The organism is Stappia sp. 28M-7 (genome assembly GCF_014252955.1).
Classification (GTDB): Bacteria; Pseudomonadota; Alphaproteobacteria; order Rhizobiales; family Stappiaceae; genus Stappia.
Genome location: NZ_JACMIA010000001.1, coordinates 2,173,437 through 2,194,812, shown reverse-complemented (window position 1 = coordinate 2,194,812; position 21,376 = coordinate 2,173,437). Strand labels below are relative to the sequence as shown.

Genomic DNA, 21,376 nt, shown 5'->3' with positions numbered 1-21,376 from the left:
CCCCTCCGGCAGCGAGGAATGGATACGCCATGCAACTGCGCAATACCCGCTCTGGCTATGGCCTTGTTGCCATCCTGTTTCACTGGACGATGGCGCTGCTCATCATCGGGCTGTTCCTGTTCGGCAAGTACATGACGGGGCTCGACCCGATGGCGCCGGACACTTTCACGCTCTACCAGTTGCACAAGTCGCTCGGCTTCCTGGTGCTCGCGCTCGTGCTGGCACGGCTCGCCTGGCGTTTCGCCAATCCCTCACCGGCCCTGCCGGAGACGATGCCGGGAATCGAGCGTCTCGCAGCCCATCTCGGACATGCCGGCCTTTACGCCTTGATGCTGGCGATCCCGCTGTCCGGCTGGCTGATGGTCTCCGCGTCGCCCTGGGGAATTCCGACCGTGGTGTTCGACACCCTGCCTGTCCCTCATCTGCCCGTACCATCGGCGCTGGGCACAAAGGCTGAGGCCGAAAGCGCGCTGAAGGAGGTCCATGAGCTGTTGGCCAACGGATTGCTTCTTCTTGTGCTGCTCCACGTGGCGGCCGCGCTCAAACACCATTTTCTCAACAGGGACGATGTGCTGCGCCGCATGGTCCGTACTGCCTCCACAGGGCGCAGGGACTGACCTCCACCGCCCCTGCCAGCCCTCAAGCTGCGTATCGCACCGCGTCCCCTCCCGTCGCGGCGATACGGCAGCCCCAGACACAAGGTTCATGACGATGTTCGCATATCGAAATTTCCGCGGCCGTGCTCTCGGCCTCGCCCTGGCGAGCCTTCTTGTCGCCGGTCCGGCGGCTGCCAGCGACTGGTCCGTCGATATGACCCAAAGCAGCCTTTCCTTCGTCGCCACGCAGAACGGAAGCCCGGTCGAGGGTCGTTTTGAAAACTGGTCGGCGGAGATTTCCCTCGACCCGGACAACCTCGCCGATGCCCGCATCCGCGCCGTCATCGAAACCGGCACTGCCGGCACCGGTCAGCCGCAGATCGACCAGACGCTGTCGAGCGCCTCGTGGTTCGACCCGTCCAGCCATCCGCAGGCGGTCTTCGAATCCTCGCAGATCACGGCCCTTGGCGATGGGCGCTATGAGGCCGCCGGCGAGCTGTCGATCAAGGGCAAGGCAGTCCCGCTTACCCTGCCCTTCACGTTGGAGATCGACGGCGACACCGCCCGTGCCCAGGCCGAGGTTCCGTTGATGCGCCTGGTCTTCGGCATCGGCTCGGACATCCCGGCCTCCACGGTCGGCGACGAGGTCTCCGTCAAGATCGGCATCACCGCCACGCGGTAACGACGGGTGCCGCCGGGAGGGCGCGGGAGCCTGCGCGCACCTCCCGTGCTCCCTCCCGCGCAAGTCGACTTGGCGGGCGGCAAGGTGATGGCGTAAAAGGCATCCAAACCTATCCACCTCAGCTTCCAGCCAAGGCAGACCGATGTCCGAGACCACGCCTCCCGACTATCGCCACTCCACGCTGTTCCCCCTTGCGGCAGACCCCACGCCCTACCGCAAGCTCACCTCCGACTACGTCTCGACCGCAACGTTCCAGGGCGAAGAGGTGCTGGTGGTGGAGCCGGAAGGGCTGCGCATCCTCGCAGAGGAAGCCTTTGCCGATATCAACCACTACCTGCGGCCCGGGCACCTGGAGCAGCTACGCAAGATCCTCGACGACCCGGAGGCAACCGAGAACGATAAGTTCGTCGCCTTCGACCTGCTGAAGAACGCCAATATCTCGGCTCATGGCGTGTTGCCGATGTGTCAGGACACCGGCACCGCCATCATCATGGGCAAGAAGGGCCGCCGCGTGTGGACCGACGGCAGCGACGAGGCGAAGCTCGCCGAGGGCGCGCGCGACGCGTATTTCAAGAAGAACCTGCGCTATTCGCAGCTCACGCCGCTGTCGATGTTCGAGGAGAAGAACACCTCCAACAACATGCCGGCGCAGGTCGAGCTCTATAGCGAGGGCGACGACGCCTACAAGTTCCTGTTCATGGCCAAGGGCGGCGGCTCGGCCAACAAGACCTTCCTCTACCAGGGCACCCCGTCGCTGCTGACGCCGGACCGGCTCGTCGAGTTCATCAAGGAGAAAATCCTGACGCTCGGCACAGCCGCCTGCCCGCCCTATCACCTTGCCATCGTCATCGGCGGCACTTCGGCCGAGACCACGCTCAAGACGGTCAAGCTCGCCTCCGCCCGCTACCTCGACCAACTGCCGACGACAGGCTCCGAACTCGGGCATGCCTTCCGCGACCTGGAGATGGAAGAGCAGATCCACAAGCTCACCCAGGCGACCGGTGTCGGAGCGCAGTTCGGCGGCAAGTATTTCTGCCACGACGTGCGCGTCATCCGCCTGCCCCGTCACGGCGCCTCGCTGCCCATCGGCATCGGCGTCTCCTGCTCGGCCGACCGCCAGGCGCTCGGCAAGATCACCCGCGACGGCATCTATCTGGAGCAGCTGGAGCGCGAGCCGCACAAGTACATGCCCGAGGTGACGGACGACACCCTGTCCGATCACGTCGTCAAGGTCGACCTGACCCGGCCGATGCCGGAGATCCTGGCCGAGCTGACCCGTCATCCGATCAAGACCCGCCTGTCGCTGAGCGGACCGCTGATCGTGGCGCGCGACCTCGCCCATGCCAAGCTGCGCGAGCGGCTGGAAAAGGGCGAACCGCTGCCCGACTATTTCAAGAACCACCCGATCTACTATGCAGGTCCGGCGAAGACGCCGGAAGGCTATGCATCCGGGTCCTTCGGCCCGACCACGGCCGGTCGCATGGATGCCTATGTCGACCAGTTCCAGGCAGCCGGTGGATCCATGGTGATGCTTGCCAAGGGCAACCGCTCCGCGCAGGTGCGCCGCGCCTGTCAGGCCCATGGTGGCTTCTATCTGGGCTCTATCGGCGGCCCGGCCGCCCGTCTTGCCCAGGACTGCATCAAGAAGGTCGAGGTCGTCGAGTTCCCCGAACTCGGCATGGAAGCGATCTGGCGGATCGAGGTCGAGGATTTCCCCGCCTTCATCGTCATCGACGACAAGGGCAACGACTTCTTCAAGGAGCTCAATCTCGGCTGACGGCCGAGGCACCTACCTACCTGCGGGCGTGACGACGGCATTGCGACCACCTTTCGGTCGGCAAACTCACGATCATGTGACCGCCGTCACGCCAACCATTTTCCGATTATGGCAGTTTCCTGTCCGTCGAGACCTTTGCATTAACCGCATTGCAAGGGACACTGGGAAGTATCGTTACGGAGCCAGATCGTTACACAGCGCCACGCAGGCAACGCACCGGAGCCTCCTCCGCAATCCCATCCCTCCGGGGACGGGTTGTCATCCGAGTTTCATCGCGTTGTTGCATGGGTTCAGGCTGGTTCGGACGACCACCGGATGGGGAAACTGGATATGCGCCTTTTCAACCTGCTTGCCGCCACGCTCGTCGCCGCGACCATCGCGACGCCTGCGGCTGCGAACAGCTTCTTTGATCCCGCCACCCGCAAGTGGGTGGACTTCAGCGCTCACGGCGCCCCGAGCGGCAAGTCGCCGATCCCTCGTGAAACCGTGCGCTACAATGGTCCCCATGCTCCGGGCACGATCATCATCGATACCGGCGAGCGCCGCCTCTACCACGTCCAGGAAAATGGCCGTGCGATGAAGTACGGCATCGGCGTCGGCCGCGAGGGCTTCCAGTGGGCCGGCACCCAGCGCATCAGCCGCAAGGCCGAGTGGCCGGGCTGGACGCCGCCGCCGCAGATGCGCGCCCGCGAGCGCGCCAAGGGGCGCGTGCTGCCGGCGCATATGCCGGGCGGTCCGAACAACCCGCTGGGCGCGCGCGCCATGTATCTCGGCAACACGCTGTACCGCATCCACGGTTCCAACGAGCCCTGGACCATCGGAACCGCGGTTTCGTCGGGCTGCATCCGCATGGCCAATGACGATGTCGTGCATCTCTACGACCGCGTCGATGTCGGCGCGCGGGTGGTGGTCAAGCGCTGAGCTGCGAACCAGCTTCGAAAATGAAAAAGGGCCGGCGATTGCGCCGGCCCTTTTTCGTTGATCCGCCCGCATTCCAACGCAATCCTTCATCCTGACAAGCACGCGCAGGGAGAGCGGGCACATGACGGGACGCAGGACGCAGCGGCGGCACGCCGCATCTTCTCATCAGCTGACGGGATTACCGACCGCTGTCCTTGGGGGGCTTTTCGCAGCCACCCTTTGCCCTGCGCTGCTGGCGCCCGGGTCAGCTGCCGCGCAAACGCCAGACGATGCGCTTGCGCAGCGCGGCAAGGCCCTATCGCAACTCCATTGCGCGCGGTGCCATGTGGTGACGCCGGAGAACCGGATGACCGGCATCTCCTCCACCCCGTCCTTCATGATCATGGTCAGTGCGCTGGACGACTGGCACGACCGGTTTGCCACCTTCCTCGCGCGCCGTCCTCACCCTGCGCATCTGCGCTTCGAGAACGAGCCGCCCCGCCCCCAGGACAGTCCGGCCACGCTGGCCGAGGTCATCCTGACCCAGGACGACCTTGAGGCGATCCTTGCCTATGCCGAAAAGCTGGCAGTCACATCGCGCTGATCTCAGCCGAGCACGACCACCTTGGCGCCCACCTCGACCCGGTCGTAGAGATCGATGATGTCCTGGTGCCACATGCGGATGCAGCCCGACGAGGCGTTGGTGCCGATGGAACGCGGCTGGTTGGTACCGTGGATCCGGTACAGCGTGTCGACATTGCCCTGCCACAGGTAGAGGCCGCGCGCGCCGATGGGATTGCGCGGGCCGCCGTCCTGGCCATCGCGATACTTCTCGAGGGATGGATCGCGGTCGATCATCTCCGCCGGCGGGAACCACTTGGGCCATTCGCGCTTGAAGCGGATCGTCGCATCGCCAGACCAGGCAAAGCCGGCACGGCCGACACCGATGCCGTAACGGATCGCCTTGCCGCCCGGCTGGATCAGATAGAGAAACTTGGCATGCGGGTCGACGACCACGGTTCCCGGCTCGTGGCGGCTCATGTAGCGAACCGACTGGCGGAGATAGCGCGGATCGAACTCTTTCCACGGAATGGCCGGAATATTGAAGCCGCCGTCGCGCCGCGCCGCATAGGCCAGCGCATAATTGGGCGTGCCTTCCGTCGTCACCTCGAGGCCGGCATTGCGGATCGCGCCGCTCTTGGTCTGGCATGCGGCAAGCAAAAGCGGCAGACCGGCCAGAAGCGCCCGGCGGCTCATCCCGCTTGCATTGCTTGCGACCTGCCGTCCGGCCGACCGGACTGTTGCTCCATCACCGCTCACGATTCGCACTCTCCGAAGTGATTCCAACTGCTGCAACTATGCAGACGATTCCAAGCGGCTGTCGACGCCAGTTTCAGCGGCGCGGCTCGCGGGAAAGGCCCTTTTCCTCCAGCTCGCGCAGATAGCCGCCCCACAGTTCCTCGCGCTCGTTCGCCAGCTTGAGGAAATAGTCCCAGGAGAAGATCCCGGTATTGTGAAGGTCGTCGAAATGGATGCGCACCGCATAGTTGCCGACCGGATCGAGCTGCAGGATCCCCACATTCATCTTGCCGGGCACCGTCTTGCGCTGCGCCGGAGAATGTCCCTGCACCTCGGCAGAGGGGGAGCAGACCCGCAGATACTCGGCGGAGTATTCGTGCGCCTCGCCAGTGTCGAAGGTGACGGTGAGCCGCTTGCGGTCCTTGCTCAGGCGGAGTTCCGTCGGCCAGGGCTTGCTGTCGGTCACGTTTCACATCCTTCCCGGTTGCGTTGCTTGCGTTGGTCGCGACGATAGAGCGGCTGCGGCAAACTGCAAGCACGACCGAGGCTGTCGGCCTCTCCTTCCTGCGCACAATTGACGCAAGTCTTCTTTCCGCTACCTTCATACTCAAAATGGGGAGGAGTCCGGAGGCACCGCGCATCCGGCGTCCAGGTATCAAGAGGCCGCACCGGCGGCCGGGCAAGGAACACACGATGTCCCAGCAGATGATCGACCCGTTCGGGCGAACCGTCAGCTATCTCCGCGTTTCCGTCACCGACCGTTGCGACTTCCGTTGCGTCTATTGCATGGCCGAGGACATGACCTTCCTGCCGAAGCGGGAGGTTCTAAGCCTTGAGGAACTCGACCGGCTGTGCTCCGCCTTCATCGTCAAGGGTGTGCGAAAGTTGCGCCTGACCGGCGGCGAGCCGCTGGTGCGCAAGAACATCATGAGCCTGATCCGCTCGCTCTCGCGCCATATCGACAGCGGCGATCTGGAGGAGCTGACGATCACCACCAACGGATCGCAGCTCGCCCGCTACGCTTCGGAACTCTACGACTGCGGCGTGCGCCGCATCAACGTGTCCATCGACACGCTGGACCCGGCGCGGTTCCGTGCGATCACCCGCTGGGGCGACCTTGCCAAGGTGATGGACGGGATCCGCGCGGCCACCGAAGCCGGCCTCTCGGTCAAAATCAACATGGTCGCCCTGAAGGGCGTCAACGAGCACGAGATCGTGCCGATGATCGAATGGTGCCACGGCAACGGCTACGATCTGACGCTGATCGAGACCATGCCGCTCGGCGAGATCGAGGAAGACCGGACAGACCAGTACCTGCCCCTTTCTCTGGTACGCGCCAACCTTGCCGAGCGCCTGACCCTCGAGGACATTCCCTACAAGACCGGCGGCCCGGCCCGGTACGTGCGCATCGCCGAAACGGGCGGACGGCTTGGCTTCATCACGCCGATGACCCACAATTTCTGCGAAAGCTGCAATCGCGTCCGCGTGACCTGCACCGGCATGCTCTACATGTGCCTCGGCCAGGACGACAGCGCCGACCTTCGCGCGGCGCTGCGGGCCTCGGAGAGCGACGAACTGCTCTATTCCGCCATCGACGAGGCGATCGGGCGCAAGCCGAAGGGCCACGACTTCATCATCGACCGGCGCACGCGCCAGCCCGCCGTTTCCCGCCACATGAGCGTGACGGGCGGCTGACATGACGGAGGCTCCCGTCGCCCCCCGCTCCCCGCGACCGCGAGCCATCGACGGGATCGCCGCACGTCTTGCGGCGCTCGCGATCGCCGCGGGACTGGCGGGGGCCATGGTCTGGATCGGAAAGGTCGGATTTGCCGGGGTTGCCATGACGCCGTTCGAAAGTTCGGGCACCGTCGCTGCCGGCATGGCCTCGTCCGGCAACCCGCAGCTCGACGCGTGCCTCGCCGAGCGTGTCGGCGCTGTCGACCAGATGCGCAAGGAAGGACTGGTCGACGCGGCCCGCTACGAGACGTTCCGCTCCCGAGCGGTCAGCTATTGCGAGAGCCAGTTTCCGCCCCAGTAGCACCCCGCCTCAGCAGGACTACCTCGGTTCGTCCTTTCAGGTGAAGCGAACCCGCCGGCGCGCCGGGCGGGCCGGCTCTTGAACGGCCTGCGTTCGAGAAGGCACCGTGTCATAGTCGTCGCGGGCCTGCGGAACGGCGAGCGAAAGCGCCCCCACCTGTCCTTCGTCGGCCTCTGGCACCTGCGCCGTCAGGACATGCGGTTCCTCGTCCTCCGGCGGCGCACTGTCGGCGACCTGCGCGTCGGCGCCTTCGGGAGCGTCCGGCTCAGCCACGTCGGAAGCGGGTTCGGCCGCGTCCTCCGAAGTCGTAACCGTGTCGACCGCATCCGCGACCGCCTCCAGCTTCTCCTCCACCTCGGACATCCAGCTGTAGCCTTTGCCGACCTGCCAGGACGAGCGGATCCCATCGGCGAAGGTCTCGACCGTACGATAATCCTCGTCGTAGTCGTTGAGGCCGTCGACGCAGGCCAGAACCGGGTTGGAGCGCCAGAGCTTGCGCAGCGCCGCGTTCTTCAGCTGGGTGGACACGCCGTCCTTGAGGAACAGCGAGAAATCGGAGTCGAAGCCGAGTGTCTCGAGATCGATAGCCTCCGCTGCCACCCGGTTGGCGTCGGCGATTTCCTCCCGGGTCGGCTGCTGACGCCCAACGCCTCCCTCCGGCTCGCCGCCGGCAAGCTCGGAGACGGGCTCCAGGGGCTCCGCGCGCTCCTCTTCGGCACTCTCGTTGACCTGCTGACGCGCCGCCTGCTTGCGCTGCGACCAGCGCGAGAGAAAGCCGCGGTCGGTCTCGGTGCTCACGACTCCCGCTCCTCTCTGCGGCCGAGCGGCGAAAAGATCGGCTCCTTGCCGAAAATCTGCTTCTCGGTCTCGATGCGGTCTCGGCGGCGCTTGCGGAAGGCCGGCGCCTCCGGCAACGAGGCGAGGTACTGCGCCATCCAGGCAACCGTCTCCCGGGGCATCGCCACCCGCTCCACCAGTCCGGCGGCGCTGTCGAGAACACCCTGCGCCTCGTAAGGGTCGGCGGTGACACCGCGCGGCCTGTAGGGCGGCATGGCGGGTGTGATCTCGTCATCCAGCATTGCCCAGATCGACGGAGAGCCGGTCTCGATATTCGCGTCGTAGGCCTCCACCATCTTGTGATGAAGCACGAGCATGTGCGGTGAGGACAGATAGCGCGTGACGCCATCGTCTTCGTGGATGACCGTCCATCCGTCGGTCGCCGGAGCGTCGGGGATCACTTCCGTGATCTTCCACGACCAATCCGCCCATTTCGAAGAGGACGGACGACGCTCCAGCACGATGCCGAACGGCGCAATCACTTCCCTTTGCACGTAAATTCCTCCCCGCAAGGTGCGGTCCGATATTGTTGTATCTGCGTAATTCTGGGGCACCCGAGAGGGAAAGGCAATGCGGCCGTATCGGCTCCCGCCCTCACCGCCCCTCGACTTCCGACAAGGATGCGCACAAGTTCAGGCAGGTAAGGAAAATCCTCACGAATTGCGCTAGTGTCGGGCAAATCGAACAAGAGCGGCTCGCCAGTGCTCCAGAGCAGGACGGGCACGCGCCACGGAGGAACGACATGGCGTCGAGCAAACCCCGGATCATGCTGTGCAACTGCGAAAAGACCATGCGTCTCGACGCAGGCCGGATTGCAGGACTGGACAAGGACCACACCGTGCACACCCAGCTGTGCCGCGCGCAGATGGCCTCGTTCGAAAAGGCGCTGGCGACCGGCGAGCCCCTCCTTGTCGCGTGCACGCAGGAAGCCCCGCTGTTCCAGGAAGTCGCGGAGGAACGTGGCGCCGAGCAGGAACTGTCCTTCGTCAACATCCGCGAGCGCGCCGGCTGGTGCGCCACCTCGACCGATCCCCATCCCAAGATCTCAGCCCTGCTCGCCGAAGCGCTGGCACCCTCGGTCCCTGCCGCCCTGCATTCGATCGAGTCGGACGGGGTCTGCCTCGTTTATGGCGCGGGCCAGCAGGCGCTCGATGCGGCCCGGGCCCTGGAGGGGCGACTGTCGGTCTCTCTGCTGCTCAGCGATGCCTTGGATCTCATCCTGCCCGGCACGCTGGAAATCCCGGTACATATGGGACGCATCCGCACTGTTGGCGGGTCGTTGGGCGATTTTGAGGTCACGGTCGACGGCTATGCCCAGATGCTGCCATCCTCGCGCGGGGCTCCCTCCTTCGCCCTGCCCCGTGACGGCGCACGCGCCAATTGCAGCCTGATCCTTGATCTGTCCGGTGAGACCCCACTGGTCAGCGCCGCGTCCAAGCGCGATGGATACATCCGCGTCGATCCGGGCAATCCGGCCGCGGTGGCGCGGGCGATGTTCGACATGGCCGACATGGTCGGCACGTTCGAAAAGCCGCTCTACGTCACCTACGACGCTTCGATCTGCGCCCATGGCCGCTCGGGCAAGACCGGCTGCACCAACTGTCTGGACGCGTGTCCGGCAGGAGCGATTTCCAGCACCGGGCGCGAGATCGCCATCGATCCGGGCATTTGCGGCGGCTGCGGCTCCTGCGCGGCGCACTGCCCCACCGGTGCGGTCAGCTACCGCTACCCGGACCGTAGCAGCCAGATCCGCCGCCTCCAGGCCTTGCTCGGCGCCTATCGCGAGGCCGGCGGCAAGAATGCCGTTCTCCTCATCCACGAAAGCCAGCATGGCGGCGACATCATCAATGCGCTCGCCCGCCTCGGCGAGGGCCTACCGGGCAACGTGCTGCCGCATGGCGCCCATGCCGTCACGAGCTTCGGCCATGACGCGATGCTTGCCGCCGTGCTTGCCGGTGCACAGCGCATCGTCTTCCTCTGCCCGCCCTCCAAGGCGCACGAGCTGGATGCCCTGCGCATGGAAATCGAGCTCTGCGAGAGCCTGCTGGCCGGCATGGGATACAAGCCATCCGGCACCTTCTCCATCGCTGTCGAAGACGACCCCGACGCGGTGTCCGGCTATTTCCCCGTCGAGGCGAACGCCCTCGCCGTCCGGTCGGCAAGCTTCGATCCGGTCGGTGGCAAGCGCGACGTCGCGCGCAGCGCGATTGCCCGTCTGCTGGAAGGTGCCCCGGCGCCGCAGGAGTTGATTGCGCTGCCCGCGCACGCGCCTTATGGCCGCATCCAGATTGCTTCCGACGGTTGCACGCTCTGCCTTGCCTGCGTTTCCGCCTGCCCGACGGCTGCGCTTTCCGACAATCCGGACAAACCCCAGGTCAGCATCACGGAAGCGGCCTGCGTGCAGTGCGGTCTGTGTGCCAATACCTGCCCGGAACAGGTCATCACGCTGGACGCGCGCTACAACGCCGCTCCGAGCGCCATGCGGCCCGAGGTCTTGCACGAAGAAGAGCCGGCGACCTGCGTTTCCTGCGGCAAGGCCTTCGGCACGCGCTCGTCCATCGCCCGCATCCGCGAAAAGCTGTCCGGCAAGCACTGGATGTTCCAGCGTGCCGACCAGATCGCCCTGATCGAGATGTGCGACGACTGCCGGATCTCGGCCCAGTGGGAAATGGACGACACGCCGCTGCGGGGCGGCGCAAGGCCGCGGATCGTCACGACCGACGATTATCTGGCGATGGAAAAGGGCTCGCTCACCGCGGACGATTTCCTCAAGGACAACTGAAATCGACCGGTCGCTGCCGCCCGGCGGCGACCGGTTTTCGCCCCAGCGGCGTCAGGCACTTCCCGCCGGCGGATCCAACTCCGGATCGGCAAGGTTCTGACGCAGCATTTCCCGGTAGCTCTCGACCATTTTGGTCACGAAGTCCTCGTGATCCTCGACGCCGACCACTGCTTTTGCCACATGAGCGTTGTAGCGAGCCGCCGCCCAGAGGAAGGCCATCTGCAGGTCCGTGGCCGGGATCTTGCGGTTCTCGCGGTTCGCCACGTCGATGAACTTGCCCGCGACCTGCAGGAAACCGGTCGTATCGAGCGTCCCTGACGCGCGTCCTGCGCGCCGTTCCTGTCTGTTGGCCATGCGGGAAACGTTCCTCTCCTGTTGATGTGGTCTGGACCTGTCCGCCTTGCAGCGAAGGTCAGCTTATCTCGAACCAGCTCATCATGCCGGCTTCCTGATGTTCGAGCATGTGACAGTGAAGCATCCACTTGCCGGGATTGTCGGCAACGAAAGCGATCTCGACGCGCTCGCCCGGCGCGGTCAGCACCGTATCGCGCCACTCTTCCCGTGCAACCGGGGCACTGTTTCGGCTGAGAACCCGGAAGTGGTGTCCATGCAGGTGGATCGCATGCGGCCAGCGCGTGTCGTTGACGATGGGCATGCGCACCGTTCGGCCGAGCGCGGTCGAGAACAATGCCGGGTCATGATGGCTGCCGGCGACGCCGTTGAAGCTCCAGAGCTTGCCGGCCTCCATGAGGTCGCGCATGCCCTTCCTCTCGCCATGCAGCATCGCGGCGCCCATGCGCCCCATCGCCCCACCCTCCATCAGGAGGTCGACCGAAAGCGCACCTTCGAGATCGAGCGCGCTCGCCAGCGGGTTCTTCGGTAGCCGCAAGGTCTCGGGCAGCGGTGCCGTGCGAGCGATCGGCTCACCTTCGGCGCGCAGCTCGCAGGCCGCGAAGGGATCGCGCGAGACTTCGTCGATCTTGAACACGCCCGCCTCGCCCGGCACGTCGACCATAAGGTCGCAGCGCTGCGCCGGCGCGATCTCCAGCGTCTCCTCTGCCAAGGGATAAGGCTCAACCGGCTGGCCATCCAGCGCCAGGACGACCGGCGCAAGCCCGGAAAAACGGAGCTGGAGCACGCGCGCATTGGCGGTGTTGAGGACACGCAGACGCAACCGCTCGCCGGGCCTGACAGTCTGTTTCAGATAGGGCTGGCCGTTGACGGTCAGCACATTGCCGAGACGCCCCGCATGGGCCCAGTCGTGCAGCATCCCCAGGCTTGCGACATCGATCTGCCGCGCCTCGTCGAGCCGCCAGTCGTCGAAGGCCAGGACAATGTCCTGATCGACAGGCACCGGCTCCTGCTCCTCCACGATCAGAACGCCGTAAAGGCCGCGCGCCAACTGTTCCCAGCTGCGGTTGTGCGGGTGATACCAGAAGGTGCCCGCGTCCGGCGCCTTGATCAGATACTCGAAGGTCTCGCCGGGCTCGACGGGCTCCTGCGTCAGGCCGGCAACACCGTCATAGGCATTGTCGATCCGGATGCCATGCCAATGGATGGTTGAGGGCTGCTCGAGTTCGTTGCGGAAGCGCACGCTCAGGGTTTCACCCTGGCGCATGCGCAGCACCGGTCCCGGTACGCCGCCGTCATAGCCCCAGATGTCCGCCAGCGGGCCGCCTTCTTCCCAAAGCGAGGCCTTGCCCGGCTTTGCCACCAGCTCCATCGACCCGGATGCGCTCGCCAGCGAGAGGCGCGGCAGGAACGGCAGGGCGCTTGCGGCAAGCGCGGACTGGAGCAGGAAACGGCGCGACGGCCCGGAGCTTCTCGTCATTGCAGAACCTCGTGTGGCTTTTGGCTTCACGGACTGCCGGTAAATGGTGCAAGGCGCGGCGCCGGCAAGCAGCATATGGGAGACGAAGATACCGCCTGCCGCGCGGCTTGCCTATTCCACCGCTTCCAGCAGCCTTGCAACCACGCCGGAGGCGACGGCAACGCAGCAGCAGACAGTCATGACAAGAACCAGCGGCCAGATGGTTCCCGGCCAAAGAACACCCGTCAGCAGCCAGCCGACCAGCGCGGAGGTGATCGCACCAGCGCCGATCTGCATGCTGCCGGTAAAGCCCGAGGCGGCGCCGGCAAGGTCCGGCCGGACGCTGACGGCACCGGCAATCGCATTGGGCAAGGACATGCCATTGCCGATGCCGACGAGGAACATCGGGCCGAACAGAGAGAGCGGACGCGGTTCCCCCATCCAGAACGCGGTCGCCATGATGATCACCGCAAGACTGAGGACGATGTTGCCGCCGTTGATCATCCGCCCGATGCCGACCCGCGCCGAAAAGCGCCCCGACGTCCAGTTTCCGACGATGTAGCCTCCGGCGACCATCATGAAATAGAGCCCATAGGTCGAGGGCGTCATGTTCATGAGTTTTGCCGCGATGAAGGGCGCGCCTCCGAGGAAAGAGAAGAAAACCGCGGACGTGAAGGCCGAAGTCAGCGCGTAGCTGACGAAGAGCGGCGAGCGGGCGAGCACGCCGTAGCTGCGCGCCAACCCACGCAATCCGCCGCCTGCGGCCGCGCGGTTGTGATTGGTCTCATGCAGCTCGAACCAGGCCCAGATGAAGACGATGATGCCAAGAACGACCATCAGATAGGAACTGGTGCCCCACCCGAAATTCTCATCCAGCGCACCACCGATGGCCGGCCCGACCATCGGGGCGACGGCCAGGCCCATGGTGACGTAGCCGATCATGCTGGCCGCCTGGCTGCGGTCGAACAGGTCGCGCACGATGGCGCGCCCCAGCACGATGCCGGCGCAGCCGCCAGATGCCTGCAACATGCGGCCGACGAGCATCGTCTCGATGGTGTCCGCCAGCGCACAGATGATGCTGCCGACGATGAAGATGCCAAGGCCCCACATCAGCACGGGGCGCCGCCCGTGCCGGTCGGACAACGGGCCGATGCCGATCTGCGCGATCGCCACGGCGGCGAGGTAGAGCGACAGCGTCAGCTGCACCATGCCTGCTGTCGTGTCGAAGATATCCACCAGCGTCGGCATCGACGGCAGGTAGATATTGAGAGCAAGAGGATTGACGGCGGAGACGGCAACGAGGAGCGCAATGGTGGGGCGCCGCTCCGGCACTGCCGAAGGGAGAGGATTTGTCATACGATCTGCTTTAGGGCGTGCGATGGCACGTTGGCAAGCCTTGGAAAATCCTGCCGCTCATCGCGGCAAGTCGGCCGTTGCGGCAGGTCCGGCCTCTTGCAACTTCTTGCGCTCGCGCATCAGGCTGTAGAGCCCCGTTGCCACGACGATGGCGATACCCACGAGCGTCGGCAGGTCGGGCACATCGCCCCAGACGAAGTAGCCGATGATGATTGCCCAGACGATGATCGAATAGCGGAACGGAGCGACCAGGGAGATATCCCCGATACGCATCGCGTTGATGATGCAGACGAAACCGATGAGGATGAAACAGGCCGCCGCGGCAAGGAATGTCAGGTCGAGGAGCGACGGCATCGTCCAGGTCTCGCGGAGCGAAAGCGCAAGCCCGGTCACGGTGACCCCGACAAGCGTCGCGAAGGTGACGCCGAGCGTCGGAACGTTCTTCGGCAGCACATTGGTCGTAAGGTCGCGCAGCGCCATGAACAGAACGCCGGCAAGCGCCATCAGCGCCCACGCGTTGAACCCCTCCATGCCCGGGCGCACGATCAGCAAGACGCCGCCAAAGCCGACCGCGACGGCCGTCCAGCGGCGCCATCCCACCGGAGCGCCCAGGAATACGGCGGCTCCCGCCGTGACCAACAGCGGCAGCGCCTGCAGGATCGCCGTCGCGTTGGCGATCTCCATGTTGAACAGCGCTGTTAGATAGAGAACGGTTGCCGTCACCTCGGCAAAGACGCGCTGACCGACAAGCCTGTTCGCCAGGAGGTAAAAGCGCCTCACCTCTCCGTTGGCTATGCCAAGGCCCAGCACCAGGACGAGCGCCATGATGCCGCGCACGAACATGATCTCGCCAAGCGGCAGACGCTCGGAAACCAGCTTCACGAAACTGTCGTTCACGATGAACCCGGCCATGGCCAGCATCATGAACAGGATGGCGCGGCCGTTTTCCGAAGTGAACATGGCGATGTCCGATTGCTTGCGGACACGGGCCGCGGGCGGGACGTTCAGTTTCGAGGCCGAACGGGCAGGTTTGTCAACAGGTTCTGAGGCTTCATGCGCACGATATTGTCGGCGCCCATCGCAAGTCCCATCCAGACCGGCTTGCCGCGCATGCTCTCGATGGCGTCCCCCCGATTGTCGAAGTCCATGCGGAACAGGGCGACGATCCGGCCAAGATCCGTCTCCCCGACCTGCTGCCCCTGATAGAGGGCATTGAGGATGCGTGTTGCTTCCGCATCGAGCCCGACATGCCAGGACCAGCGCTCGTCGCGGACCGACTGTTGCGGCTGAATGCGCACGGATACCCCGTGGAAATGGCCGATCCAGCTTTCCAGAACCCGGGCGAAGGCGTCCAGCGCAGGCTCGGTAAAGCGGAAGTCGATGGCCGTGTCGAAGCGGTCCGACCGGTCCCAGTAGATCGAGGCATTCTCTTCGGTCAGAACATCGAGCGAGACCGACGGCACGGGCGTGCCCGCCTCGGCGAGCAGCGCGCCGAGGCCGCCCAGACCGCCGGTGCGCGAATAGGTCTCCACCGTCTCGGCGTCGGCCAGCATCAGCTGCCCATCCGCGGTCGTCACGGCCTGTTCCCGGAACAGGAGCTCGCCGGCGCGCACCCGCATCGGGTCCGCCACCTTGCGCAGCACGTTGTGGGCGATCAGGTGGACGAGCTGGTCGATGAACATCGGCGGGATGTCGATGCCATTGCCCTTGAACAGGGCGGCATAGCCACTCTCGATGCTGCCATGGGCGACCAGATGGTCCCGGAAGCGCAGGACGACGCGATAGTTGTCGGCCGCATCCGGATCGACGATGGCCGCAAGATCGTCATCGCCAACCGCGGCGAAAGGATCGGTCATCAGCCGTTCGAAAAGGCGATGCTCAGCCTCGCAGGACTCCTCCACGGGATGGATCTCGGGCCTGGTGAAATAGGCTCGCAGGAAGTCCGGCGTCACCTGGAGGTAGCCGCTGGCATCGCGGCTCAACAGGTGCGCCCCTGACGATTTCCAGAATTGCGGCATCAGTCGTCCTCGGTCACGTCCCAGATGCGGGCATGGGGCGCATCGTCCGGGGGCGTCACAAGATGGAAGCTCTCTCGGATCGTTCCGTCGTCCTCATCGATCTCCCGGCTGACCGCCAGCAGCGCGTTGAGGTCGAGCTCGGACGCGATCTCGGCCGTATCGTTCAGCTCCGCCTCGGCGACGGGACGCGCCGCCTCTATGGATGGGGCGCCGTGCTCCTCGACGAAATGCTCGCAGAGCCGATCCAGCAGCCGCTCCCGCTCCTCTTCGGAGATCTCGGCAGGGGTCGCAAGCGTCGACCAACCGAAGTTCTCCAGCGACAGGAAACCGGAGACGAATGCCTGCCGCAGCTTCCCGGTCAGCCCCTCATCGGTATAGGCACGAAAGGCAAAGGTTCCCGGGATGACCCAGTCTCCCGCCTCCGCCGCAAGCGGAAACACCTTCGTATCCGATACATCGAGCCGGATCGCCTTGAGCAGCCGGGTCATTGGTCCATTCCCTTGTTGTGCAGCGCCAATGCGGCATCCTCGCTGTCGCGATGATCGAGATGCGCCAGGTGCTCATCGAGCGCCAACGCCACGGCGGAGCCGCCGTCGGCGGGCTTGAGCAACAGGCTGCCGGCCTCGTCGATCCCCAGGAACGTGCCACGCCGCTCGCCTTTCGGCCCGGGTACCACGATCTCCTGCTTATAGCCATCGGCACGGAACAGCCAGTTGTCGAGAACCGGAGCGAAGCCGTCAATGTCCCAGGAATGGATCCATGTCAGCATGTGCCGCGACAAGGATTCGACCGCCAGCCTGTGCCCAAGGTCGGCCGCGCCCTCGTCGACGAGGCTTGTGAGATGCGGCATCTCGCCAGGCTCCATCGCCCCATCGACGGGCGCAAGACGCAACTCGATCCCCACCACCAGCCAGAGCGGTGCCCCGTCCTCGCCGGTTTCTTGCGCCTGAGCGAACCGAGCTCGACCGACGCGCGCTCCGTTCGCGCGCAGCACCGCCGGCCATTCGTAGGTCAAGGCAACCTCCGGCGGGATCAACGCTCCCATGGCGTCCGTCGTCGCGACCATGGCGAGGAACAGCATCTCGATGCCGCGCGCCGGCTCCACATCGGGCTCCAGCACCAGCGCGATGCGGACATGAGCGGGATCGGAAGACCACAGCAGGTCGCCGGCGGAGTAGTGCCGGCTCGCAGCGCCTGCCACCGCTGCCTCGAACGGATGAGCGCCACCGTCCAGCCTGTGCCCCTTGAGCAGAGGCGGAAACACCGGCTCCGGGAGCTCGTTCATGTTGTTTTCCAGCAAGATGACAGCGTTCCTTCAAAAACTGAATCCGTCAGCGCCGAGCGCGACGATATCGATCTCATCCCAGGTCGATCTTGCCGGTGACGACGTGCTCGAACTCCTGCCCGTCCAGCGTCAGCACGACCTTCGCCGTGAGGGTGCCATCCGTCAGCCCATTGGTGCGAACATGAGTCTCCAGAGCCTGTTGCGAGGTCACGCCGACCTGCTTCAGAAACTTCCTGAGGGACATATTGAAGGTTTCGTCGTTCATGGACCTAGCCTTTCGATACGGGGCTGGAGGAGCCCCTGGTTGCACGAGATATTCTTGAGAAACTGAATCCGGGAGGGGCTCCAAGAGGTTGTTCAATCTGAAAGATCGAGCTGCACCTCAGAAACTGATTCACCCCGGCGCAACGTCAGGGCTCCGGTTGCGTCAGCCCGTTCCAATCGACCGCGCAGGAGCGCGACGCTTGCGACCGGCCAGCCGTCGACCGCCAGGATCACGTCGTCGGCCTGAAGCCCCGCGCGTGCGGCCGGACTGTCCTCACGGACCGAAAGCACCTGCAGGCCGGCTGCAAGCGGTCCCGCTCGGGTCGGGCGCAGGCTCGCCCCGAGCGTACGGCGCGGCGAGCCCCCGGACCGGGCCGCCTCGACCACTCGGCGTGCCAGCGGCTCCGACACGGCGAAGTTGACGCCGATATCGCCGTCGCCGGACTTTGTGTAAATCGCGGAGAGAATGCCCACGAGACGCCCCTGGCTGTCTACCAGAGCCCCACCGGACGCGCCCGGATTGACGGCGGCATCAGTTTGCACGAAGTCCTCAACGGCATTGAAGCCGATGCCTCCACGGCCGGTTGCAGAGACGACACCGCAGGTCACGGAGACGCCAAGACCGAAGGCATTGCCGATTGCACAAGCGGGACTGGCAGGCTGCGGATCGGATGCCGCCTCGAGCACCGGCAGGTCGACGTCGGCGCGAAGCAGTGCGAGATCCGTTTCCGTATCCCTGTGGACGATCTCGGCCGGATGCACGCTGCCGTCGCCAAGACGAATGCGGACGCTTTTTGCCGTGCCGATCACATGATCGGCCGTCAACAAAAGGCCGCCCTCACCGACTGCCACGGCCGAGCCTTCAGGCTCCTCCGTCCGAGGCTGGCTCGCCGGCCAGTCCGGCAACAGGGCGACGACGGACCGTGTTGCGGTGGCCGGGCCGGACGTCTGCGCCAGGGCCGCCAGCACACCGGCGAAGAGGAACGCCAGCGCCGCCGCCAGGCGGATCATTCGCCCGGTCGCTTGCCGGAATCGGGCGACAGGCGGACTGCGCCCGGATTGTGGGACGAATAGACCGAGGCCGACGAATAATCGAGCTCGCGGGTCAGGTAGGCCCAGGCCCCGGTCCCGATCACCGCGAGCGCCACCATCGCGCTCAGGAACGCCTTCATTGCTTCTGTTCTCCTTGCCTCGCCGCGTCGCCTTCGGCGGGCGCGGTCGCATGTTTCAGATAGGCCACCAGCGCATCACGCTCCTCATCGCTCCGCAGACGCTGGATCGGCATCTTGGAGCCCGGCGTCACCACGTCGGGGCCATGGTCGAAAAGGTCCGAAATCGTCTGTTCGTTCCATACGAAATCGAGGCGCTTCAGCGCCGGCGAGTAGGGATACCCCGGCAAGGTCCCGACCCGTCGCCCGAACACGCCGTAAAGCGTCGGCCCGGCCCGGTTGCCGCCATCCGGCGTCAGCGTATGGCAGACGGAGCATTTGCGCGCGAACTGCCGGCGTCCGAGATCATCCTCCGCCGAGACCTGGAAGCGGCGCGGAAACTGGCTGTCTACCGGTTCGAACGGCTTGCGCGGCGCCACCTGCCAGATGTTCACATGGTCGTCGAGACCCGCATACAGCGCCACTGTCCCGTCCGCCGGGAGAGCCAGACCCCAGACCGGGCCGTAAGGATTTTCGAATTCCTCCAGCAGCCCCCACTCGCCGGTATCGTAGAGGCGAATGCGCCCGTCGCCACCGCCGCTGGCAAGCCGGCTGCCGTCGTGCGACAGCGCCAGAGACAGGACCGGTCGCTCGTGGCTGGCAAGCTGCTTGAACACGCTCCCTTGCGCGATGTCGACAACGGCCACGGCGCCATCTGTCGCGCCGAAGGCCAGATGCGTCTCGCCGGGCAGAAGAGCCATCACGTTGACGCCCCAGCCGTGGGAATAGACCTCTCGCAACAGTTCGCCGGTCTCCCGGTCGAACACCCGGATGGCGCCGTCATAGGACGCGGTGAACACACGGCTTCCATCGCTGGAGAACTCGGCGGCATTGACGTTGCCGCGATGACCCTCCAGTACCGCGCGCTCGGACAGCCGGTCACCCTCAAGCGCGTAGATCCTGGCGGTACGGTCCCAGGAGGCCGTGACCGCGAAGCGCCTGTCGGCGCTGACGGACACCGCCAGCGTCTTGTCCTCGCCGGTGTCGATGCGGTCGAGCATCGCGCCATCGGCAAGGTTCCAAAGGATGACCGCGCCATCGTCTCCGACAGAGACGGCGCGCTTACCGCCGGCAAAGGCGGCATCGTTGGCCGCCGCCTCGTGACCGATCATCCGATGGACGACGCGTCCCTCGCCTGCCTCGAACGCCCACAGGATGACCGAGTAGTCAAAGGACGTTGTCAGCGCGCGCCCATCGTCTCCATCGAGCACGACAGAGCGCACCGGGCCACCGTGCCCTTGCAGCCGCTCCGGCCAGGCCGGCACCGGGCCGTCACCGGCGGCGACCGCATGGCCGCCTGCCAGTGCCAGAACCAGCGAAACGACGAAGGTCCTGACCACTGCCGACACGACGCGCTCCCGGCTACTCTGCGGGCTGGACCTTGCTCGGTCCCTTGTGCTCCGCCTCGCGGGCCATCACTTCGTCGACCCAGAGCGAATGGTGCTCCTTCGCCCAATTGAGATCGACCTCGCCGGAGCCCATGGCGTCGAAGGCGCCCTCCATGCCGATGGTGCCGATATAGATGTGCGCGATGATCACGCAGATCAGGAACACACTCATGATCGAGTGCCACAGCGAGGCGAGTTGCTGTTCCTGCAGCGGCGACAGGGAGGCCGGCAGCGCGGTTCCGAACACGGTATTCACCAGCTCGAACGTGCCGGAGAAGAAGTGCGTGGTGTACGGGAAAAGCAGGGTCCAGCCGGACATGGAAATCGACAGGCCGCCAAGGATCGTCAGCCAGAAGATCACCTTCTGACCGGCATTGAACTTCTTCGCGGGCGGATGGAGCTTGCGCGAAAAGATGCCGCCGCCCTGCAGGACCCACTTGATGTCGGTCTTGTGCGGCAGGTTATGGCTGACCCACATCACGAAGATGATAACGAGACCCGCCATGAAGGCAAAGGCGAGATAATTGTGCAGATACTTGCCGAAGATCGTCAGCGCTCCGAAGGCCTCGGGACCGATGACCGGCAACAGCACATACCGGCCGTACATCACGTTCAGGCCGGTCAGCGCCAGGATGATGAAGGACGAAGCCAGAAGCCAGTGGCCGAAGCGCTCGAAGGCGGCAAAGCGGGTGATGGTCTGTTCGGACCGTCCATGCTCGATGCGAATCCGTCCACGGATCGCAAAGAACAGGCTCAGAACCACGACCATGGCCAGCATCGCCCAGCTTGCATAAAGCGCAAGCGGCCCGTTGCGGATGGAGCGCCAAAGTTCGCCTTCCGACTGAACGAGTGTTGCCGCGTTCTTGTCCGGGATGGAAACCTGTCCGGCAACGCCCTGACGGACTGCACGCCACATCTCGGTGTCGGAATCCGTCCCCAGCGTGTTGCCCGGCACCTGTCCCTGCACGGGTGATACGGTTGCCGGATCGTTGTCGACCGGCTGCGCCAAGGCAGAATCCTGGACCGAGAGCGCCAAGAACAGAGCGGCGACCACCACCATGAGCGCGGTGCGAAGCCGCCAGACAATGCCGTTCGAGATGTATGCGGGGCGCATGGTTCCCGTGTGGTACATCCTA

Annotated in this window: 24 protein-coding genes; 8 read left to right on the top strand and 16 right to left on the bottom strand. The window is 65.1% G+C overall.

The annotated features are described in order from the left end of the window. Positions 1-29 precede the first annotated feature (29 nt). The 5 genes from H7H34_RS09575 to H7H34_RS09555 all read left to right on the top strand — a co-directional run bounded on the left by H7H34_RS09575 (position 30) and on the right by H7H34_RS09555 (position 4,559). Positions 30-617, top strand: coding sequence for a cytochrome b (locus tag H7H34_RS09575; RefSeq protein ID WP_185925055.1), 588 nt, complete (start codon positions 30-32; stop codon positions 615-617). 88 nt (positions 618-705) lie between these two features. Next, a complete protein-coding gene (locus H7H34_RS09570) occupies positions 706-1,278 on the top strand; it encodes a YceI family protein (RefSeq protein WP_185925054.1) in 573 nt (190 codons plus the stop codon). A 142-nt stretch (positions 1,279-1,420) separates the two neighbouring features. Next, positions 1,421-3,055, top strand: coding sequence for a fumarate hydratase (locus H7H34_RS09565; RefSeq protein ID WP_120268096.1), 1,635 nt, complete (start codon positions 1,421-1,423; stop codon positions 3,053-3,055). A 330-nt stretch (positions 3,056-3,385) separates the two neighbouring features. Further along, the gene (locus tag H7H34_RS09560; RefSeq protein WP_120268097.1) at positions 3,386-3,976 is read left to right on the top strand and encodes a L,D-transpeptidase; all 591 of its coding nucleotides are present in this window, start codon (positions 3,386-3,388) and stop codon (positions 3,974-3,976) included. Positions 3,977-4,322: 346 nt separating this feature from the next. Continuing rightward, the gene (locus H7H34_RS09555) at positions 4,323-4,559 is read left to right on the top strand and encodes a hypothetical protein (RefSeq protein WP_120268098.1); all 237 of its coding nucleotides are present in this window, start codon (positions 4,323-4,325) and stop codon (positions 4,557-4,559) included. A gap of 2 nt (positions 4,560-4,561) precedes the next feature. Here the strand turns inward: H7H34_RS09555 and H7H34_RS09550 are convergent, their stop codons facing one another. Then, entirely contained in the window at positions 4,562-5,212 is a 651-nt protein-coding gene (locus H7H34_RS09550) for a L,D-transpeptidase (RefSeq protein ID WP_185925053.1), read from the bottom strand. A 136-nt stretch (positions 5,213-5,348) separates the two neighbouring features. After that, positions 5,349-5,720 (bottom strand): gamma-butyrobetaine hydroxylase family protein, encoded by a 372-nt coding sequence (locus tag H7H34_RS09545; protein WP_185925052.1) that lies wholly within the window; start codon positions 5,718-5,720, stop codon positions 5,349-5,351. Between the two features lie 227 nt (positions 5,721-5,947). On the opposite strand from H7H34_RS09545, the gene moaA reads away from it, so the two are divergent. Both moaA and H7H34_RS09535 read left to right on the top strand, forming a co-directional pair. After that, positions 5,948-6,949 carry a GTP 3',8-cyclase MoaA gene (moaA, locus tag H7H34_RS09540; protein WP_120268101.1) on the top strand — a complete coding sequence of 334 codons (1,002 nt, stop codon included), beginning with the start codon at positions 5,948-5,950 and terminating at the stop codon, positions 6,947-6,949. 1 nt (position 6,950) lies between these two features. Continuing rightward, positions 6,951-7,292, top strand: a complete 342-nt coding sequence (locus H7H34_RS09535; protein WP_120268102.1) for a hypothetical protein — start codon at positions 6,951-6,953, stop codon at positions 7,290-7,292. A gap of 36 nt (positions 7,293-7,328) precedes the next feature. Here the strand turns inward: H7H34_RS09535 and H7H34_RS09530 are convergent, their stop codons facing one another. Both H7H34_RS09530 and H7H34_RS09525 read right to left on the bottom strand, forming a co-directional pair. After that, complete coding sequence (locus H7H34_RS09530) at positions 7,329-8,090, bottom strand: DUF3306 domain-containing protein (RefSeq protein WP_185925051.1); 762 nt, start codon at positions 8,088-8,090, stop codon at positions 7,329-7,331. Further along, positions 8,087-8,623 carry a DUF3305 domain-containing protein gene (locus H7H34_RS09525; RefSeq protein WP_185925050.1) on the bottom strand — a complete coding sequence of 179 codons (537 nt, stop codon included), beginning with the start codon at positions 8,621-8,623 and terminating at the stop codon, positions 8,087-8,089. The genes H7H34_RS09530 and H7H34_RS09525 overlap by 4 nt, the downstream gene beginning before the upstream one ends. A 248-nt stretch (positions 8,624-8,871) precedes the next feature. On the opposite strand from H7H34_RS09525, the gene H7H34_RS09520 reads away from it, so the two are divergent. Then, on the top strand, positions 8,872-10,911 hold the full coding sequence (locus tag H7H34_RS09520; RefSeq protein ID WP_185925049.1) for a 4Fe-4S dicluster domain-containing protein: 2,040 nt from the start codon (positions 8,872-8,874) through the stop codon (positions 10,909-10,911). A 51-nt stretch (positions 10,912-10,962) separates the two neighbouring features. On the opposite strand, the gene H7H34_RS09515 is transcribed toward H7H34_RS09520, so the two are convergent. The 12 genes from H7H34_RS09515 to H7H34_RS09460 form a co-directional block, all read right to left on the bottom strand. Then, positions 10,963-11,265 (bottom strand): DUF3144 domain-containing protein, encoded by a 303-nt coding sequence (locus H7H34_RS09515; protein WP_120268106.1) that lies wholly within the window; start codon positions 11,263-11,265, stop codon positions 10,963-10,965. A 58-nt stretch (positions 11,266-11,323) separates the two neighbouring features. Further along, positions 11,324-12,742 carry a multicopper oxidase family protein gene (locus H7H34_RS09510; RefSeq protein WP_185925048.1) on the bottom strand — a complete coding sequence of 473 codons (1,419 nt, stop codon included), beginning with the start codon at positions 12,740-12,742 and terminating at the stop codon, positions 11,324-11,326. Between the two features lie 111 nt (positions 12,743-12,853). Then, positions 12,854-14,077: a multidrug effflux MFS transporter gene (locus H7H34_RS09505; protein WP_185925047.1), complete on the bottom strand. Its 1,224-nt coding sequence runs from the start codon at positions 14,075-14,077 to the stop codon at positions 12,854-12,856. 57 nt (positions 14,078-14,134) lie between these two features. After that, positions 14,135-15,037, bottom strand: a complete 903-nt coding sequence (locus H7H34_RS09500) for a DMT family transporter (RefSeq protein ID WP_185925046.1) — start codon at positions 15,035-15,037, stop codon at positions 14,135-14,137. Positions 15,038-15,081: 44 nt separating this feature from the next. Further along, complete coding sequence (locus tag H7H34_RS09495) at positions 15,082-16,095, bottom strand: DUF6352 family protein (protein ID WP_120268110.1); 1,014 nt, start codon at positions 16,093-16,095, stop codon at positions 15,082-15,084. After that, positions 16,095-16,583, bottom strand: coding sequence for a DUF6505 family protein (locus H7H34_RS09490; protein WP_120268111.1), 489 nt, complete (start codon positions 16,581-16,583; stop codon positions 16,095-16,097). Before H7H34_RS09490 ends, H7H34_RS09495 begins: the two co-directional genes overlap by 1 nt. Then, on the bottom strand, positions 16,580-17,380 hold the full coding sequence (locus tag H7H34_RS09485) for a biotin/lipoate--protein ligase family protein (RefSeq protein WP_147421836.1): 801 nt from the start codon (positions 17,378-17,380) through the stop codon (positions 16,580-16,582). Before H7H34_RS09485 ends, H7H34_RS09490 begins: the two co-directional genes overlap by 4 nt. Positions 17,381-17,453: 73 nt before the next feature. Then, complete coding sequence (locus H7H34_RS09480; protein ID WP_120268113.1) at positions 17,454-17,645, bottom strand: DUF6494 family protein; 192 nt, start codon at positions 17,643-17,645, stop codon at positions 17,454-17,456. A gap of 92 nt (positions 17,646-17,737) precedes the next feature. Continuing rightward, a complete protein-coding gene (locus H7H34_RS09475) occupies positions 17,738-18,655 on the bottom strand; it encodes a S1C family serine protease (RefSeq protein ID WP_185925045.1) in 918 nt (305 codons plus the stop codon). Then, positions 18,652-18,816: a hypothetical protein gene (locus H7H34_RS09470; RefSeq protein ID WP_158592645.1), complete on the bottom strand. Its 165-nt coding sequence runs from the start codon at positions 18,814-18,816 to the stop codon at positions 18,652-18,654. Before H7H34_RS09470 ends, H7H34_RS09475 begins: the two co-directional genes overlap by 4 nt. Continuing rightward, on the bottom strand, positions 18,813-20,201 hold the full coding sequence (locus H7H34_RS09465) for a c-type cytochrome (RefSeq protein ID WP_209006188.1): 1,389 nt from the start codon (positions 20,199-20,201) through the stop codon (positions 18,813-18,815). The genes H7H34_RS09470 and H7H34_RS09465 overlap by 4 nt, the downstream gene beginning before the upstream one ends. 13 nt (positions 20,202-20,214) lie before the next feature. Beyond that, positions 20,215-21,372 (bottom strand): formate dehydrogenase subunit gamma, encoded by a 1,158-nt coding sequence (locus tag H7H34_RS09460; RefSeq protein ID WP_245165023.1) that lies wholly within the window; start codon positions 21,370-21,372, stop codon positions 20,215-20,217. Positions 21,373-21,376: the final 4 nt, after the last annotated feature.

Excerpts from the sequence above, each read along its gene's own strand:
- H7H34_RS09575 (WP_185925055.1), top strand. The coding sequence starts at position 30 with ATGCAACTGCGCAATACCCGCTCTGGCTATGGCCTTGTTGCCATCCTG.
- H7H34_RS09570 (WP_185925054.1), top strand. The coding sequence starts at position 706 with ATGACGATGTTCGCATATCGAAATTTCCGCGGCCGTGCTCTCGGCCTC.
- H7H34_RS09565 (WP_120268096.1), top strand. The coding sequence starts at position 1,421 with ATGTCCGAGACCACGCCTCCCGACTATCGCCACTCCACGCTGTTCCCC.
- H7H34_RS09560 (WP_120268097.1), top strand. The coding sequence starts at position 3,386 with ATGCGCCTTTTCAACCTGCTTGCCGCCACGCTCGTCGCCGCGACCATC.
- H7H34_RS09555 (WP_120268098.1), top strand. The coding sequence starts at position 4,323 with ATGACCGGCATCTCCTCCACCCCGTCCTTCATGATCATGGTCAGTGCG.
- H7H34_RS09550 (WP_185925053.1), bottom strand. The coding sequence starts at position 5,212 with ATGAGCCGCCGGGCGCTTCTGGCCGGTCTGCCGCTTTTGCTTGCCGCA.
- moaA (WP_120268101.1), top strand. The coding sequence starts at position 5,948 with ATGTCCCAGCAGATGATCGACCCGTTCGGGCGAACCGTCAGCTATCTC.
- H7H34_RS09535 (WP_120268102.1), top strand. The coding sequence starts at position 6,951 with ATGACGGAGGCTCCCGTCGCCCCCCGCTCCCCGCGACCGCGAGCCATC.
- H7H34_RS09520 (WP_185925049.1), top strand. The coding sequence starts at position 8,872 with ATGGCGTCGAGCAAACCCCGGATCATGCTGTGCAACTGCGAAAAGACC.
- H7H34_RS09515 (WP_120268106.1), bottom strand. The coding sequence starts at position 11,265 with ATGGCCAACAGACAGGAACGGCGCGCAGGACGCGCGTCAGGGACGCTC.
- H7H34_RS09510 (WP_185925048.1), bottom strand. The coding sequence starts at position 12,742 with ATGACGAGAAGCTCCGGGCCGTCGCGCCGTTTCCTGCTCCAGTCCGCG.
- H7H34_RS09505 (WP_185925047.1), bottom strand. The coding sequence starts at position 14,077 with ATGACAAATCCTCTCCCTTCGGCAGTGCCGGAGCGGCGCCCCACCATT.
- H7H34_RS09500 (WP_185925046.1), bottom strand. The coding sequence starts at position 15,037 with ATGTTCACTTCGGAAAACGGCCGCGCCATCCTGTTCATGATGCTGGCC.
- H7H34_RS09495 (WP_120268110.1), bottom strand. The coding sequence starts at position 16,095 with ATGCCGCAATTCTGGAAATCGTCAGGGGCGCACCTGTTGAGCCGCGAT.
- H7H34_RS09490 (WP_120268111.1), bottom strand. The coding sequence starts at position 16,583 with ATGACCCGGCTGCTCAAGGCGATCCGGCTCGATGTATCGGATACGAAG.
- H7H34_RS09485 (WP_147421836.1), bottom strand. The coding sequence starts at position 17,380 with ATGAACGAGCTCCCGGAGCCGGTGTTTCCGCCTCTGCTCAAGGGGCAC.
- H7H34_RS09480 (WP_120268113.1), bottom strand. The coding sequence starts at position 17,645 with ATGAACGACGAAACCTTCAATATGTCCCTCAGGAAGTTTCTGAAGCAG.
- H7H34_RS09475 (WP_185925045.1), bottom strand. The coding sequence starts at position 18,655 with ATGATCCGCCTGGCGGCGGCGCTGGCGTTCCTCTTCGCCGGTGTGCTG.
- H7H34_RS09470 (WP_158592645.1), bottom strand. The coding sequence starts at position 18,816 with ATGAAGGCGTTCCTGAGCGCGATGGTGGCGCTCGCGGTGATCGGGACC.
- H7H34_RS09460 (WP_245165023.1), bottom strand. The coding sequence starts at position 21,372 with ATGTACCACACGGGAACCATGCGCCCCGCATACATCTCGAACGGCATT.